General features: G+C 74.4%; 15 protein-coding genes. 8 read left to right on the forward strand and 7 right to left on the reverse strand.

The genetic code is table 11. The features are described 5' to 3' along the window. Window positions 1-155: 155 nt before the first annotated feature. The 7 genes from E2B92_RS18880 to E2B92_RS18910 all read left to right on the forward strand — a co-directional run bounded on the left by E2B92_RS18880 (window position 156) and on the right by E2B92_RS18910 (window position 5227). Window positions 156-386, forward strand: a complete 231-nt coding sequence (locus tag E2B92_RS18880; protein ID WP_382674532.1) for a DUF5133 domain-containing protein — start codon at window positions 156-158, stop codon at window positions 384-386. A 217-nt stretch (window positions 387-603) separates the two neighbouring features. After that, window positions 604-1488 (forward strand): STAS domain-containing protein, encoded by an 885-nt coding sequence (locus tag E2B92_RS18885; protein WP_126884818.1) that lies wholly within the window; start codon window positions 604-606, stop codon window positions 1486-1488. Further along, window positions 1485-1895, forward strand: a complete 411-nt coding sequence (locus E2B92_RS18890) for an STAS domain-containing protein (RefSeq protein ID WP_126884819.1) — start codon at window positions 1485-1487, stop codon at window positions 1893-1895. Before E2B92_RS18885 ends, E2B92_RS18890 begins: the two co-directional genes overlap by 4 nt. Continuing rightward, window positions 1879-2538, forward strand: a complete 660-nt coding sequence (locus E2B92_RS18895; RefSeq protein ID WP_399431363.1) for an ATP-binding protein — start codon at window positions 1879-1881, stop codon at window positions 2536-2538. Before E2B92_RS18890 ends, E2B92_RS18895 begins: the two co-directional genes overlap by 17 nt. Window positions 2539-2555: 17 nt before the next feature. Continuing rightward, window positions 2556-3557, forward strand: a complete 1002-nt coding sequence (locus tag E2B92_RS18900; RefSeq protein WP_235023883.1) for an ATP-binding protein — start codon at window positions 2556-2558, stop codon at window positions 3555-3557. Beyond that, a complete protein-coding gene (locus tag E2B92_RS18905; RefSeq protein ID WP_126884821.1) occupies window positions 3554-4786 on the forward strand; it encodes a PP2C family protein-serine/threonine phosphatase in 1233 nt (410 codons plus the stop codon). Before E2B92_RS18900 ends, E2B92_RS18905 begins: the two co-directional genes overlap by 4 nt. Window positions 4787-4855: 69 nt before the next feature. Next, complete coding sequence (locus tag E2B92_RS18910; RefSeq protein WP_235023884.1) at window positions 4856-5227, forward strand: ATP-binding protein; 372 nt, start codon at window positions 4856-4858, stop codon at window positions 5225-5227. 401 nt (window positions 5228-5628) lie between these two features. Here E2B92_RS18910 and E2B92_RS18915 read toward each other — a convergent pair whose 3' ends face one another. From E2B92_RS18915 to fmt, 6 genes are all read right to left on the reverse strand, one after another. After that, complete coding sequence (locus E2B92_RS18915) at window positions 5629-6477, reverse strand: RNA polymerase sigma factor SigF (protein ID WP_126889000.1); 849 nt, start codon at window positions 6475-6477, stop codon at window positions 5629-5631. Window positions 6478-6635: 158 nt separating this feature from the next. Further along, entirely contained in the window at window positions 6636-8078 is a 1443-nt protein-coding gene (locus E2B92_RS18920; protein WP_126888999.1) for a GuaB1 family IMP dehydrogenase-related protein, read from the reverse strand. Between the two features lie 189 nt (window positions 8079-8267). Then, window positions 8268-9314, reverse strand: a complete 1047-nt coding sequence (locus E2B92_RS18925; protein WP_185923779.1) for a sugar-binding transcriptional regulator — start codon at window positions 9312-9314, stop codon at window positions 8268-8270. A gap of 85 nt (window positions 9315-9399) precedes the next feature. Then, window positions 9400-10083 (reverse strand): ribulose-phosphate 3-epimerase, encoded by a 684-nt coding sequence (rpe, locus tag E2B92_RS18930; protein WP_126888998.1) that lies wholly within the window; start codon window positions 10081-10083, stop codon window positions 9400-9402. 101 nt (window positions 10084-10184) lie between these two features. Then, complete coding sequence (locus tag E2B92_RS18935; RefSeq protein ID WP_126888997.1) at window positions 10185-11606, reverse strand: RsmB/NOP family class I SAM-dependent RNA methyltransferase; 1422 nt, start codon at window positions 11604-11606, stop codon at window positions 10185-10187. Window positions 11607-11641: 35 nt separating this feature from the next. Beyond that, window positions 11642-12586, reverse strand: a complete 945-nt coding sequence (gene fmt, locus E2B92_RS18940; protein WP_126888996.1) for a methionyl-tRNA formyltransferase — start codon at window positions 12584-12586, stop codon at window positions 11642-11644. A gap of 228 nt (window positions 12587-12814) precedes the next feature. On the opposite strand from fmt, the gene E2B92_RS18945 reads away from it, so the two are divergent. Continuing rightward, window positions 12815-13336, forward strand: a complete 522-nt coding sequence (locus E2B92_RS18945) for a hypothetical protein (protein WP_126888995.1) — start codon at window positions 12815-12817, stop codon at window positions 13334-13336. A gap of 138 nt (window positions 13337-13474) precedes the next feature. On the opposite strand, the gene E2B92_RS18950 is transcribed toward E2B92_RS18945, so the two are convergent. Further along, a complete protein-coding gene (locus E2B92_RS18950) occupies window positions 13475-15628 on the reverse strand; it encodes a primosomal protein N' (RefSeq protein ID WP_126884503.1) in 2154 nt (717 codons plus the stop codon). Between the last annotated feature and the right edge of the window lie 242 nt (window positions 15629-15870).

Genomic DNA, 15870 nt, shown 5'->3' on the forward strand with positions numbered 1-15870 from the left:
AGCGAAGTCGCACGCGAGGTCGCACGAGGGCGCACGAGGGCGAAGGACGTCGCGCACGAGGGCGAATGAAGGGGGAATGAGCTCCGGGAAGCGGGGTAGGGGCGCCTTCGGTCGGTGACGTCGACCCGAGTTCCGAAGGAGGTTCTGTCGTGCTGATGGCGCACCCGTCGATGCTGCGCAAGCTCGTGGCCAGGTATGAGGAACTGGCCGCGCCAGGTGCGGAGTCGGGAGACCCGAAGGTCGTGCGTCAACGGGAGGACACCGCCTACACCCTGTGCGTGTCCACCGGTACGCGTGACATACGTGACGCGCTCCGGGTGGCCAGACAGGCGATCGCGGCGGCGGGTGAACCGGCGGCCGCTTCGGTGACGTCGGCCTCGGTGTGAGCGGGTGGGGAGGGCGGCGACCGGCACTCTCCGGTCGCCGCCCTCGGCTTCGTCACGGCGGAGCGCGGAGAAGTCACGTTTCTCCCCTGCGCCGCGCGGCCACTACGATCCAGACGCCGTTGAACACGAGAAACCGGCCGGGCGGTCAACTGGTCGATGTTTCCGGCACCTTGCCGCGGAAACCCGCCCGTCCTGTTTCCGATTGCGAGAGGTGCTTGTGAACACCAGCGAGTCGAGCGTGCGGGACCGCCTCTGTGAGGCCCTGCGGGAACGCGAGGAGGAGATCGCGGACCGGTGGGTCCGGCTCCAGCTCGAGCAGGCGGTGCTCAGTACCGACATGAGTGAGCACGAGGTGCGCGAGGAGGCCGATCTGTTGATCTCCGCCCTCGCCGCCGGCCTGGCCAGCGACGTGCCGGTGGAACGACTGGTGACGTCCCGGAACGAGCTGCGCCAGACGGTGATAGAGCTCTCGCTGCGCCGCGCGCGGGCGGGTGCCTCACCGACCGCCACCTCCCTGGCGGTCCTGTCGCTCAAGGAGGCGCTGCTCTCCGCCGTCCAGCACACCACCCGCGACTCGGCCGAGCTGTTCTCGGCCGCCATCCTGGTCAACCGGCTGCTCGACGCGGCCGGCGTGCTCTCGTTCGAGACGTACGTGGAGGGGCGCGAGGACATCATCCAGCGGCAGAGCCGTCAGCTCCTGGAGGTCTCCACGCCCGTGGTGCGGCTGTGGCGGCACGTCCTGGCCGTACCGCTGATCGGCACGCTGGACACCGCCCGTACGCAGGTGGTGATGGAGAGCCTGCTCCAGGCCATCCAGGACAACGAGGCCCAGGTCGCCATCATCGACATCACCGGTGTGCCGGCCGTCGACACCGCGGTCGCCCAGCACCTGATGCACACCGTCAACGCGGTACGGCTGATGGGCGCCGACTGCGTGATCAGCGGAATCCGTCCGCCCATCGCCCAGACCATCGCGCAGTTGGGCATCGACCTGTCGACCATCCTGACCCGGGCGACCCTCGCGGACGCCCTGGCTGCCGCCATCCGGCTGACCGACCAGCCGGCCGTCGGGCAGGGCGGCTCCCGGCCGGTGACCGCGTGACGGCCTCCCGCGCCACCGGCGTACCGATCCTGCGGCTCGGCGACGTGCTGATCACCGGGCTGCTCAACGAGCTGGACGACCAGTCGGCGGTCGACTTCACCGACGAGCTCACCGAGCGGATCGTCGGTGACGGCGCCCGTGGCGTGCTGATCGACATCTCCCGGCTGGAGATCATCGACTCCTTCGTGGCGCGCACCCTGATGGAGCTGACCACCATGGCCCGCCTCCTCGGTGCCCGGGTGATCGTGGCCGGTATGCGGCCCGCGGTCGCCATCACCCTGGTCGAGCTGGGGCTCCAGCTCACCGGCGTGGAGACCGCCCTCAACGCGGAGCAGGGCCTGACAGCACTCGGCTGGCACCGCATGCCCCAACCCCCGGGGGAGGTCCGACGTGACGCTCCGCGGTGAACGGGTCGCGACACCCGGTTCCGAGCTGATCGCCCAGCGCACCCCGGCGACAGGCACGTCCGGCTCGTCCGGCACGACGGAAACCTCCGGTACGTCGGGGCCGCCGGACCCGTCCGGTACGCGGGGCGCCCCGGGCCCGTCCGGTGCGACGACCACCACGTCCGGCGGCCCGGACTTCTCCGGCATGTCAGCCATGTCCGGTGGCATGTCCCTGGAGTCCGAGTGCCCCGACGGCCGCTACGGCCGGGGCTCCCGGTTCGAGGTCGCCTCGGAGGAGGACTTGCTGACGGTGCGCCACGCCGTGCGGGCCGCCACCGTGGAGGCCGGCTTCGGGCTCGTCGACCAGACGAGGATCGTCACGGCCGCCAGTGAGCTCGCCCGCAACGCCTACGTCCACGGAGGCGGCGGCGCCCTGGAGATCCAGGTCCTCACGCGGTCCGGGCGGAAGGGGCTGCGGCTGACCGTCCAGGACGACGGGCCCGGCATCGCGGACGTGGAGACGGCGCTCATCGACGGGTACACCACGGGAACCGGGCTCGGGCACGGCCTGGGCGGCGCCCGGCGGCTGATGCACGAGTTCCAGGTGCGCAGCGGCCCCGGCGAGGGCACCACCGTGGTCGTCACCCGCTGGAACGACCGCTGATGGGCCCGGGCTCACCCGTGTCCGTCACCGCCCACATCCCGGTCGACCACTACAGCGCCGTCCAGCTCGCGGCCTCCACCGCGCGCCGGACGGCGCTGGACCAGGGGCTCGCCGGGGCCCTGCCGGACCAGGCCGCCGTGCTCGCCAGCGAGCTGGCCGGCAACGTGGCCAAGCACGCCCAGAACGGCGCGCTCTACATCCAGCCGCTGCCGCTGCGCACCGGCGTGGAGATCATCGCCGTGGACCGGGGCCCGGGCATGGCCGACCTGGAGCAGTGCCTCACCGACGGGTACACCACCAGCAACACGCTGGGCTCCGGCCTGGGCGCGGTGCGCCGGATCGCCGACGAGTTCGCCGTGCGCACCAGGCCGGGCACGGGGACCGTCGTCTCCGCCCGGCTGGGCACGCCCGGCGGCGGGCCCGCCGAGGGCACGCCCTGCGTGGGCGCGGTCCGCGTCCCCGCCGACGGGGAGACCGCCTGCGGCGACTCCTGGGGCCTCGCCGTCACCGGCGGCGTGCGCACCGCGCTGGTCGTGGACGGGCTCGGGCACGGCGGACCCGCCGCCGAGGCGGCCGAGCTGGCGGTGCGCGCCTTCCACCGCGACCCCGCGCAGCCGCTGCCGCAGCTCCTGCGCGCGATGCACCGGGCGCTGCGGCGCAGCCGGGGCGCGGCGGTCGGGCTGCTGCGGCTGTCGGCGGACGGCGTCGAGCAGTGCGCGATCGGCAATGTGCGCACCCTGCTGCTGGCGCGTGACGGCATCCGTCAGCGCTTCGGCGGCCAGCCGGGGGTGGTCGGCTGGAACATGCCCGAGCCGCGGGTGCAGCGCGTCCCCGCCGAGCCGGGCACCGTCGCCCTGCTGCACAGCGACGGCGTCGACGGCCGCTGGACGCACGCCCCGGCCCCCTTCCTCACCGGACTGCCCGCGCCGCTGCTCGCCGGCGCCCTGGTCCACGAACACCGCCGCAGCCGGGACGACGCGACCGTCCTCACCCTCGGCCCGGAGCGGAGAGAACCATGAAACCGCAGATCACCACCCTCCACTCGCTCGCCGGGCTGCGCAGCGCGCTGCGCCGTCTCGCGCACCGGGCCGGCCTGCCCGTGGAGCTGCGCTCCCGGCTGGCGCTGTCGGCGACCCGGGTGGCCCGCCCCGAGCTGCTGGCCGGCCGGCCCGTGCTGCTGGAAACCGTGCCGCCGCAGCCGTCCGGCCGGGCCGACGAGCGGCTGACCGTACGGCTGCACCTCCCCCACGCGCCGCGCCGGCCGTCCCTGGAGGGGCTGCCGCTGCCGCCGGAGCGGCTGCCCGGCACGGACGTCGTGTGGCGGGTGCCCGTCCCCGCCGCGCCCGACGGGAACGTCCCGGCGGGCGATCCGCCCGGTCTGGTGGAGCTGCTGGAGGAGGAGCTGAGCGCGGCCGTCGACCGGGTGGACGCGCTCGCCGACGACCACCAGCGCCTCAAGCACGAGCTGGCCGAGACGAACAGCGGCGTGCTGGCCCTGTACGTCCAGCTCGAGGAGCGCGACGAGCAGCTCCGGCAGGCGCACGGCCGGATACTGCGCCAGCTCGAGGACGCGCTGCGCCCGCCGCCGGCGCGGGTGCCGGGCCTGGAGATGGCCGTGCACTACGAGCCGGCGGAGAAGCACGCCCCCACCGGCGGTGACCTGTACGACTGGTTCGTCCTGCCGGACGGCACCGTGCACATCACGGTCGTGGACGCCCTGGGGCACGGACTGACCAGTACGCGCAGCGCGCTCAACGTCACGCACGCGGTGCGCACCCTCGCCCTGGAGGGGCACCCCCTGGAGTCGATCGTCGCCAGGACGGACGAGGTGCTGGCGACGTTCGACCACGAGCTGATGGCCACCGTGCAGCTCGTCCGGCTGGACCCGCGCAGCGGGGAGCTGGTGCTGGCCAACGGCAGTCATCCGCCGGCCCTCCTCGTACGGGAGGACGGCGAGTCGTCCCTGCTGGAGGTGCGCGGCCGGGGCATCGGCTTCCCGCTGCCGGGCAGCGAGAAGCTGCTGCGCGACCGGCTCGGCCCCGGGGACCTGCTGCTGCTCTACACGGACGGGCTGACCGAGAGCCGCCGCGATCCCCGGGAGGGCGAGCAGCGCCTGGCGCGGGCGGCGGCCCGCCACCGGCACCGGCCGATAGAGGAGGTCCCGGCGGCCATCGCGGACGAGATGCACACGGTCATCCTGCACCCGGACGACACCGTCGCCCTGACCGTGCGGCGGGTGACGGGCTGATCCTCGCCAGGTCCGTGGTTAAGGCACGCGATGTGGGTAAGCGAGCGGTGATGGATGAAGGAGTCGCTCGTGGTTGTCGTGATTTCGCCGTACGTGGACTGTGCATCGGCCCGTGACACAGCCGCACGCTTCGTGGCCGAGCACTGCCCGTGGGCGGACCTGGACGCGGTGCAGCTCGTCGTCACGGAGCTGACGGCCAACGCCCTGCGCCACACGGACGGCTGGTGGCGTCTGCGGCTGCGGGCCGAGCACGGTGAGCTGACCGTGGAGGTGGACGACTCGTCCCCGGCCGCGCCCGAGGCGCGTGCCCCCGACTTCGAGGGCGGTGGCGGCTTCGGCTGGCCGATGATCCTGAGCCTCGCGGGCCGGGTGGAGGTCCAGCCGCGCTCGGCGGGCAAGACGGTCCGCGCCGTCTGGTCGCGCGCGCCCGAGGCCGCCTGAGCCGCCCACTCCTTGCGGCCTCCCGGCCGCCCGAGCCGTCCCGCCTCCGCCGCCCCCCGGCCGCCCGAGCCGTCCCGCCTCCGCCGCCCCCCGGCCGCCCGAGCCATCTCGCCTCCGCCGCCCCCCGGCCGCCCGAGCCATCTCGCCTCCGCCGCCCCCCGGCCGCCCGAGCCGTCCCGCCTCCGCCGCCTCCCGGCCGCCCGAGCCGTGCCGCTGCGGTCCTACCCCTGGAAGGCCACGCGGGCCCTGGAAGGCCACGCGGGCCCGTCCGCGGCCTGTCCGCCCCCGCACGGCCCCGCCCCCCGCACCGCTGCCGGCCCCCGTACCGCCCGGGTACCGGGCCCGACGTCCGACGACGCCCGGGGCGGGGCGCCCCGGGCGTCGTCGGACATTCCGTCAGGTCACTCGACGGCCAGTAGGCCTTCCCTCAGCCGTGTGGTGATCCGGGACAGCAGCCGGGACACGTGCATCTGGGAGACACCCAGCTCGGCGCCGATCTCGGACTGCGTCATCTCGTCCACGTACCGCATCCTCAGGATGCGACGGTCCCGCTCGTCGAACTGCTCGATGAGCGGCTTCAGCGCCTGGACGTTCTCCACGATCTCCAGTTCGCGGTCCGGCTCGCCCAGCCGGTCGCTGAGGGTCTCGGAGGAGTTGTCGCCGCTGTCGTCGAGCGGCAGGTCGATGGAGCCGGCCGTGTACCCGTTCGAGGCGACGAGCCCTTCGAGGATCTCGTCCTCCTCCATCCCGAGGTGCTCGGCCAGTTCGGCCGGGGTCGGAGAGCGGTCGAGGCGCTGGAACAACTCGTCGGTCGCGCGGGCGATGTCGATGCGCAGCTCCTGGAGCCGGCGCGGAACGTGCACCGACCAGCTCGTGTCACGGAAGAACCGCTTGATCTCACCGATGACGCACGGCATCGCGAAGGTCGTGAACTCGACCTCGCGGCTCAGGTCGAAGCGGTCGATCGCCTTGATCAGGCCGATGGTGCCGACCTGGATGATGTCCTCCATCTGGTCGGACCGGTTGCGGAAGCGCGTCGCCGCGTACTTGACCAGGGACAGGTTGAGCTCGATGAGGGTGTTGCGGACGTATTGGTACTCCTCCGTGCCTTCCTCGAGCACCGCCAGCCGGTCGAAGAACTGCTTCGACAGCTCCTTCGCGTCCTTCGGAGCCACCTCGCCGGGGTTCCGGATCTCCGGCAGGTCCGTCGTCGTCTGCCGGGCGGTACCGGCCGAGATCGTGGTCGCCATGGACTCTGCACCCTCCCTAGGTCTTCACGGTACGTTCGCAAGGCGCGTGTACCCCTCTTCCGGCGGAGCACGCATGGGAACTGCCGCCCGAACGGAAAAAGCGGAGGGCCGCTTCTCACACGTGGCGAGAAACGGCCCTCCCGTGGCCTGATGGCGCGTCAGCTCCAGCTTGCGTGCAGCGGCTTGCCCTCGGCGTAACCGGCGGCGCTCTGGATGCCCACGATGGCCTTCTCGGCGAACTCCTCCAGGGAGCCCGCGCCTGCGTACGTGCAGGACGAGCGGACACCCGCGATGATCGAGTCGATCAGGTCCTCGACGCCCGGGCGCGCCGGGTCGAGGAACATCCGCGAGTGCGAGATGCCCTCCTCGAAGACGGCCTTGCGGGCCCGGTCGTAGGCGGACTCCTCGCTCGTACGGTTGCGGACGGCACGCGCGGAGGCCATGCCGAACGACTCCTTGTACAGGCGGCCGTTGGCGTCCTGCTGGAGGTCGCCCGGGGACTCGTACGTACCGGCGAACCAGGAGCCGATCATCACGTTCGACGCGCCGGCGGCCAGGGCCATGGCGACGTCGCGCGGGTGGCGGACACCGCCGTCGGCCCACACGTGCTTGCCGTACTTCTTCGCCTCGGCGGCGCACTCGAGGACGGCGGAGAACTGGGGGCGGCCCACGCCGGTCATCATGCGGGTGGTGCACATGGCGCCGGGTCCCACACCGACCTTGATGATGTCCGCGCCGGCCTCGACGAGGTCGCGCACGCCCTCGGCGGCGACGATGTTGCCGGCGACGATCGGCACGTGCGGGTCCAGGCCGCGGACGGTCCGGATCGCGCTGATCATCGACTCCTGGTGGCCGTGCGCCGTGTCGATGACGAGCGTGTCGACGCCCGCGTCGAGGAGCTGCTTGGCCTTGCCCGCCACGTCGCCGTTGATGCCGACGGCGGCGGCGATGCGCAGCTTGCCCTGCGCGTCGACGGCCGGGCTGTACAGGGTGGCGCGCAGGGCGCCCTTGCGGGTGAGGATGCCGGCGAGGCGGCCGTCCTCGTCCACGGCCGGGGCGTACCGGCGGTTGTGGTGGTCCAGGGTGTTGAACGCCTCGCGCGGGTCCATGTCCGCGTCGAGGAGCAGCAGGTCCGTGGACATGATCTCGGAGAGCTGGGTGAAGCGGTCCACGCCGCTCAGGTCCGCGTCGGTGACGACACCGATGGGCCGCTGGTCGGCGTCCACGACGACGCCGGCGTTGTGCGCGCGCTTGGGCAGCAGCGACAGGGCGTCGGCGACGGTCTGGTGCGGGTCGAGCACGATCGGGGTGTCGAGCACGTGGTGGCGGCTCTTGACCCAGGTGATGACGTCGGTGACGACCTCGATCGGAATGTCCTGGGGGATGACCACGAGGCCACCGCGGCGGGCGACGGTCTCGGCCATCCGGCGGCCCGCGATGGCGGTCATGTTGGCGACGACCAGCGGGATGGTGGTCCCGGTGCCGTCGGGGGAGGACAGGTCGACGCCCTGGCGGGAGCCCACGGCCGAGCGGCTAGGCACCATGAATACGTCGTCGTACGTGAGGTCGTACGGCGGCTTCAGGTCATTGAGGAAACGCACGTGCTGAACATCCCAGTCGTTCGGAGTTGGCCCCCGGGCATTTCAGCCGGGGGGAAAACGCACGTACTTCATTCTCCCATGGCCGCACGCGCGTACGCCCCGGGCGAAAGGCACAGGCCCTGGAGGAACCCCTCGTAGGTTCCTCCAGGGCCACGGGCCGACCGGGTCCGGCACAGGGCCGCCCGCGTGCTACTCGTCCGGGTCCGCGCGGTCCAGGGCCGGGCGGGGGCCGGGGGTGAACTCGGTGAGCAGGTAGTCCGCCGCCATGGTGTCCGTGACCAGGCTGGTGACCAGCCCGGACCGGAGCACCGCGCCGATGGCCGCGGCCTTGCGGGCGCCGCCCGCGATGGCCACGACCTCCGGGATGCGGCGCAGCCGGTCGGCCTCGACCGTGATGCACCGCTCCCCCAGGTCGCGTCCGACCCGGCGGCCGTTCGCGTCGAAGAGGTGGGCGGACATCTCGGCCGCGACGCCCAGCGAGGCGTAGTGCGCCCGCTCCTCGTCCGTGAGCATGTCGTGGACGGTCGAGATGCCCGGCTCCCAGGAGCCGATGGACACCGCGGCGACCGTCACCTTGTCGAAGTACTCGAAGGCGCGGGCGATGCCGGTCTGGCTGCGCAGCGCCGACGCGGTGGCCGGGTCGGGCAGCAGCATCGGCGCGTAGATGGGGTGCGCCTCGCCGCCGGAGACCTGGGCGGCGCGCCGTACCGCCTCCACCGAGCCGCGCTCGGCCGTACCCGCGTCGTACACGCCCGTGAGCTGGACGACCGTGCAGGGCGGCAGCCGGTCGAGGGCGGCCGCCATGTGGATGGTGGAGCGGCCCCAGGCCAGGCCCAGGACGTCGCCCTCGGCCACCAGCTCGCCGAGCAGGTCGGCCGCGACCTCGCCCAGGTTCTCCGGGTCGGGCGAGGCGTCCTCCCCCTCCGGCGGTGACTCGACGACCACGGCGTGACGCAGCCCGTAGCGGGCGCGCAGCGCGTCGGAGCGCTCGGCGTCCAGCTCGGCGGGTACGCGGATCTCGATGCGTACGAGGTCACGCTCCAGAGCGGTCTCCAGCACCCGCGCGACCTTGAAGCGGCTGACGCCGAACTCCTCCGCGATCTGGATCTTGGACTTGCCCTCGAGATAGAAGCGACGGGCCATGGCCGCCGCCTGCACCAGCTCCGCGGGTCCCATCCGCAGGGCTGGCCGTCCCGCCGACATAGCAGACACCGCGATCTCCTCACTGCTGTTCACATTTCGGATCGCCATCCTTGCAGATCCGGCGGTCCGTGATCGGTCCTGTTGGGCTGCGTTCATCTGCCCGTGGTCCACCCGTGGCTCAGTGGCCGCACGCCCAGGCGGCCGTGGCGGTCGCCGCGGTGGCCTGCTCGCGCAGCGCCCGCACCGCGGCGGCCGGGTCCTCGGCCCCGTACACGGCGGAACCGGCGACGAAGACGTCGGCGCCCGCCTCCGCGCACCGCTCGATGGTGGACGCCGAGACGCCGCCGTCGACCTGGAGCCAGAGCTCCAGACCGTGCTTGGAGATCAGCTCACGGGTGCGGCGGATCTTCGGCAGCATGATGTCCAGGAAGGCCTGGCCGCCGAAGCCCGGCTCCACGGTCATGATCAGCAGCATGTCCAGCTCGGGGAGCAGGTCCTCGAACGGCTCGATGGGGGTGGCCGGCTTCAGCGCCATCGACGCCCGGGCCCCCTTGGCCCGGATCTCGCGGGCCAGCCGGACCGGGGCGGCGGCCGCCTCCACGTGGAAGGTGACCGAGCCGGCCCCCGCCTCCACGTACTGCGGGGCCCAGCGGTCCGGGTCCTCGATCATCAGGTGGCAGTCCAGCGGGGTGTCCGTCGCCCGGGCGAGCGACTCCACGACGGGCACGCCCAGGGTGAGGTTGGGCACGAAGTGGTTGTCCATGACGTCGACGTGGAGCCAGTCGGCGCCCTCGACGGCCTTCGCCTCCTCGGCGAGACGGGCGAAATCGGCGGACAGGATGCTGGGGTTGATCTGGGCCATGTGCCAAGCCTGCCATGTCCCATGGGGTTTCTTTTACCCGATGCCCGGGTGACCTTGACGGGACCCGGCACACATACCGCAATCCCGGCGTATCGCCGGCCTCAGGCCGTGCGGCGGAGCAGCGCCAGGTACATCGCGTCCGTCCCGTGCAGGTGCGGCCAGAGCTGTACGTCGGGGCCGTCGCCGAGCGCGGGCACGCCCGGCATGAGGGGCCTGGCGTCGATCAGCTCCGCGCCGCCGTGCTTCTTGAGGACGTCGTCGACCACGACCCGGGTCTCCGCCAGGTGCGGCGAACAGGTCGCGTAGCCGACCACCCCGCCGACCCGGGCGGCCTGCAAGGCCTCGGTGAGCAGGGCGCGTTGCAGCGGGGCGAAGCCCTCCATGTCCTCCGGCCGGCGGCGCCAGCGGGCCTCGGGTCGGCGGCGCAGGGCGCCCAGGCCCGAGCACGGCACGTCCACCAGGACGCGGTCGAACGAGCCGGGGCGCCACGGCGGGCGGGTGCCGTCGGCGGTGATGACCTGGTACGGGCCCGGGTTGCCGGTCAGCGCGCGGTCGACCAGCCGGGCACGGTGCGGCTGCTTCTCGGAGGCGAGCAGGGCGGCGCCGCGTCCGGCGGCCAGGGCGCCGAGGAGGGCCGCCTTGCCGCCGGGGCCCGCGCAGCCGTCGAGCCAGCGCCGGTCGGGGCCGTCGAGCGGGGCGTTCGCCAGGGCGATGGCCACGAGCTGGCTGCCCTCGTCCTGCACGCCCGCCCTGCCCTCGCGCACCGCGTCGATCGCGCCCGGCTCGCCGCCCTCGGCCAGCCGCACGGCGTAGGGGGACCAGCGGCCCGGCAGGCCCGCCTCGTCCCCGAGCACGTCCAGCAGCTCGGCCGGGGTGGACCGGCCGGGGCGGGCGACCAGCGTGACCTCGGGCCGCTCGTTGTCGGCCTCCAGCAGGTCCTCGATCCCGGCGCGGCCGCCGCCGAGGGCGTCCCACAGCGCGGAGACGACCCAGCGGGGGTGCGAGTGCACGACCGCCAGGTGGTCCTCGGCGTCCTCGTCGTACGGCGGGGCCACCTCCTCCAGCCAGGCGTCGAGGTCCCGCTGCGCGATCCTGCGGAGTACGGCGTTGACGAACTTGGCCCGCCCGTCGCCGAGCACCACCCGCGCCAGCTCCACGCTCGCCGACACCGCCGCGTGCGTGGGGATGCGCGTCCCGAGGAGCTGGTGCGCGCCCAGCGAGAGCACGTCCAGGACCGGCGGGTCGACCTCGCGCAGCGGCCGGTCGATGCAGGCCGCGATGACCGCGTCGTACGTGCCCTGCCGGCGCAGCGTGCCGTACACCAGCTCGGTGGCGAGCGCCGCGTCCCGGCCGTCGAAGCCCTCCTTCTCCCGCGCCTTCTTCAGCAGCGGCGGCAGGACGAGGTTGGCGTACGCGTCCCGCTCGTCGACGGCGCGCAGCGCCTCGAACGCCAGGACGCGTACCGGGTCCTTCTTGGGTCGGCGGTACGGCTTGGAGGGACGGCGACGGGACTGCTCGCTCAAAAGGTGCTCCGCTTTTCGGTGAGGCTCGTTCCCTTTCAGCCTACGTCGGTCCGGCCGACGCTCTCCCCCGGGGCGATCCGTACGCCGCGGGCCCAGTCCGCGCCGCGCATCGGCTTCTTGCCCTGGGGCTGGACCCACAGCAGCTCCACGGCGTGCGAGCCGGTGCCGACGTACACGTTGTTCTTGGCCGCCGACAGCTCGCCGGGCGCCAGGTCCGCGCGGTCCTGGACCAGGGCCGCCTGGACGACCTTGAGCCGCTCGCCGCGGAACACGGTCCAGGCGCCGGGGGCGGGCGTGCAGCCGCGTACGACCCGGTCGACGCGCAGGGCGGGGGCGGACCAGTCCAGGTGCGCGTCCTCGACGGTGAGCTTGGGGGCGAGGGTGACCCCGTCGGCGGGCTGCGGCACGGCCTTCAGCGTGCCGTCCTCGATGCCGTCCATGGTGGCGGCGAGCAGGCCGGCCCCGGCGAAGGCGAGCCGGGTGAGCAGGTCGCCGCTGGTGTCGGTGGGCCGGACCTCCTCGGTGACGACGCCGTACACCGGGCCGGAGTCCAGCCCCTCCTCGATCTGGAAGGTCGACGCGCCGGTCACCTGGTCGCCGGCCATGATCGCGTGCTGCACGGGCGCGGCGCCGCGCCAGGCGGGCAGCAGGGAGAAGTGCAGGTTGACCCAGCCGTGCGCGGGGACGTCGAGGGCGACCCTCGGCAGCAGGGCGCCGTACGCCACGACCGGGCAGCAGTCCGGGGCGATCTCGCGCAGCCGTGCCAGGAAGTCCTCGTCGCGGGGCTTCGCGGGCTTGAGCACCTCGATCCCGGCCTCCTCGGCACGCTGGGCGACGGGGCTGGCGACGAGCCGGCGGCCGCGCCCGGCGGGGGCGTCGGGCCGGGTGACGACGGCGGCCACCTCGTGCCGGTCCGAGGCGATCAGGGCGTCCAGGGCGGGTACGGCGACCTCGGGGGTGCCGGCGAAGACGAGCTTCATCAGTGGCTGACTGCCTGTCTGTTCGGTGGCGGTGGCGGGCGACACACCAGTTTAGGGGCCGGTGCGGCGGGGGGCGTACGACGCCGTGCGCGCCCTGGGCATATGCGGATACGCCCCCGCAGCGTGACCCCGGACACGGGTGGCGCGTTGGTCAAGGCAGATTGACCGAAACGGGCCGCCGCCTCGGAGCGGCCCACCCCTTTCAACGCCGGTTCGAGAGGCTTGTAAATGGCCGACCACGCAACCCACGACGCCCAAGCCCGGGCGAGCCTGCATCTGCTGGTGCGGGACATCGAGCGGGTCCGCCGGCAGGTGGACGCACTGCGCACGCTCACCGCCCAGCTCGGCAATGTGTACCGCCCGCGGCGATCCGGCCCCTCCACGGGCTTCGTCGTCTACGGCAGGGCACCGGCCCCCACGGTCCGGCTCGCCCAGGAGCTGCGGGACAGCGTCGAGACCCTGGTGACCGCGGCCGTGGACTTCGACCGCTCGCTGGGCTTCTCGTGGGACGCGGTGGGTTCGGCGCTCGGCGTCACCAAGCAGGCGGTCCACCGCCGTTACGGAGCCCGGCGGGCGGCGGCCCAGCAGACGGCCACGGCGGAGCCGGACCACGCCGTCGAGCCGGGCGGTACGCGCACGATGCCCTCGGTCCCGGCGGCGCGCTCCATGCCGCCCCAGCCGACGTCCGGCTCCCAGACCCTCCGCGAGGAGGTCCGCCCGAGCGCCTTCCCCGGCCCGCGCAACGGCTGACCCCCACCCCGGCCGCCCGGCCCCCCACCTCCAGGGGCCGGGCGGCCGCCTTGTGCCCGGTCCCGCCCGGCACCACCCCGCCCCCTCCCAGGGGCGGGCGTACGGCCGCGCCGGCCAGTCACGCGGGCCGTGTGGGGGTCAGCCGATGTCGGGGGGATCCACCCGGATGCGGACCGGCTCCGCGCCGGCGCGGGCCAGCCGTGCCGCCTGGGCGGCCTTGAGGGCGGCGGCCAGCGCGGCGCCGCTGCCCGGGGGGACCCGCAGCAGGGCCCGCTCCCAGACCTCGCCGGGCGGGGCGTCCCCCGGGCGGCGCGGGGCACCCGGCGGCGGGGGCGTGAGCGGTACGGGGCCGAGCACCTCCGCCTCGGCGGGCAGTTCGGCGGCCGCCAGGAACGCCGCCACCGCCTCCGCCCGCCCCGTCACGGCGGCCATCCGGGAGACCGGGGGGAAGCCCAGCTCGGCACGCTCGGCCAGCTCGCGCTGGGCGTGGCCGACCGGGTCCCACCGCACCAGGGCCTGCACGGGCCGCAGCGTCGGCTCGGCCACGATCACGACGGTGCCGCCCTCGTCCTGGCCCCGCACCAGCGAGGCCGCGTCCATCCAGCGCCGCAGCGCCTCCTCGCCGGCCCGCAGGTCGGCCCGCCCCAGCATGGCCCAGCCGTCCAGCAGCAGCGCGGCCGCGTAGCCGCCCTCGGCGACCGGCTCGGCGCCCGGGGTGCTGACCACCAGCGCGGGCCGGGCGGGCACGGTGTCCAGCACGTGGTCGCGCCCCGACGTCCGCACCGGCACTGCCGGGAACGCCCGGCCCAGTTCCTCCGCCGTGCGCCGCGCGCCGACCACCTGGGCGCGCAGCCGGACGGAACCGCACTCGGCGCAGTGCCAGTCCGGCGCGCCCCGCCCGCACCAGCCGCACCGCAGCTCGCGCTGCCCGGGCGCCTCCAGGGGCCCCGCGCAGTGCCGGCAGCGGGCCGGCGTCCGGCACCGTTCGCACGCCAGCCGCGGTACGTACCCCCGCCGCGGCACCTGCACCAGCACCGGCCCGGACTTCAGGCCCTCCCGGGCCGCCTGCCAGGCCAGGGACGGCAGCCGGGCCGCCCGCGCCGCCTCGTCCCGTGCCAGTTCGCCGTCGCCCACGGTCCGTACGAGCGGCGCGGCCGCCCGGACGCGCTCGCGGGGCGCCACCAGGGGCCGCGCCCAGCCGCTCTCCACGAGCTGGGCCGCCTCGACCGTGCAGCTTGTGCCGCCGAGCAGGAAGCCGCACTTGTCGTGCGCGGCGCGCAGCAGCAGCACCTCGCGCGCGTGCGGCAGGGGCGCGTGCTGCTCGCTGTGGCTGGAGTCCCCGTCGTCCCAGATGGCGACGAGCCCCAGGTCCCGCACCGGGGCGAACATCGCCGCCCGGGTGCCCACGACCGCCCGCACCGCCCCCCGCCGCACGGCGAGCCACTGCGCGTACCGCTTCTCGGGCCCGGCCTCGGCGGTCAGCACGGCGTGCCGCCCCTCGCCCAGGACGGCGGTCAGCGCCGCGTCCACCCGCCCGGCCGCCCGCCCGTCGGGCACGACGACGAGCGCGCCGCGCCCCGATGCGAGGGTGGCGCCCACCGCGCGGGCCAGCTCCTCGGCCCAGTGGGGGCCGGGCAGCGCGTTCCACACGGCCCTCGGCGAGCGGCCGGCCGCCAGCGCCGCCAGGAACGCCTCGCCCCGCTCGTACCTCCCCCAGGTGCCCGGCTCCGGCGCGGCGGGCGGGGGCAGCGCGGGCGGCGAGGGCTTCCGCTCGGCCTTCACGTGGCGCGGCGGCACGGCCAGTTGCAGCACGTCGGCGAGGCTCCCGGCGTACCGGTCGGCCACCGCGCGCGCGAGCGCCAGCAGCTCCGGGCTGAGCACCGGTTCGGGCGACACCACGCCGGCGAGTGCGGCCAGCGGCCCCGAGTAGTCGGACTCGGCCCGCCGCTCCACCAGGAACCCGTCGATGAGCCGCCCGCCCTCGCGCCGGCCGTCCCGCACCTGGTGCGCCCCGGCCCCGAACCGGACCCGCACCCGCACGCCCGGCTGCGCGACCGCGTCGAGCTCCTCGGGCACGGCGTAGTCGAAGAACTGGTCGAGGTGGAGCACGCCCTTGTTCACCACGACCCGGGCGACGGGCAGCTCCCTCGCCAAAGCGGCCCCCCGCCAGGTGCGCGGCTTGGCGCGGGGCACCTTGGCCTTGCGCACGGTCTCGCGTATGAGCGCGAGCTGCTCGGGCGGCTCGGCCCCCCGACCGCCCTCGGCCTCCGGCTTCCCGTTGTCGCTGCTCACAGCCCCATTCCTACCAGAGCGCACTGACAGCGCCCGCTGTCAGTGGCGTGCGCTCGGATGACCGCGTGACCGTCCATGACACCGCGAGGCTGCTGCCCGCGATACCCGTCCTCCGCGACCACTGCCGTGCCCTGGCGACGCCGGAGGCCGTCCTCTGCCCCGACGCCCGGTTCCGGCACTGCACCTTCGACGCGCACTGGTCCGCCACCGAGGAGCTCGCCTCGATGAGCAATGGCGCGGGG

Source organism: Streptomyces sp. WAC05374, from assembly GCF_004353505.1.
Lineage (GTDB): Bacteria > Actinomycetota > Actinomycetes > Streptomycetales > Streptomycetaceae > Streptomyces.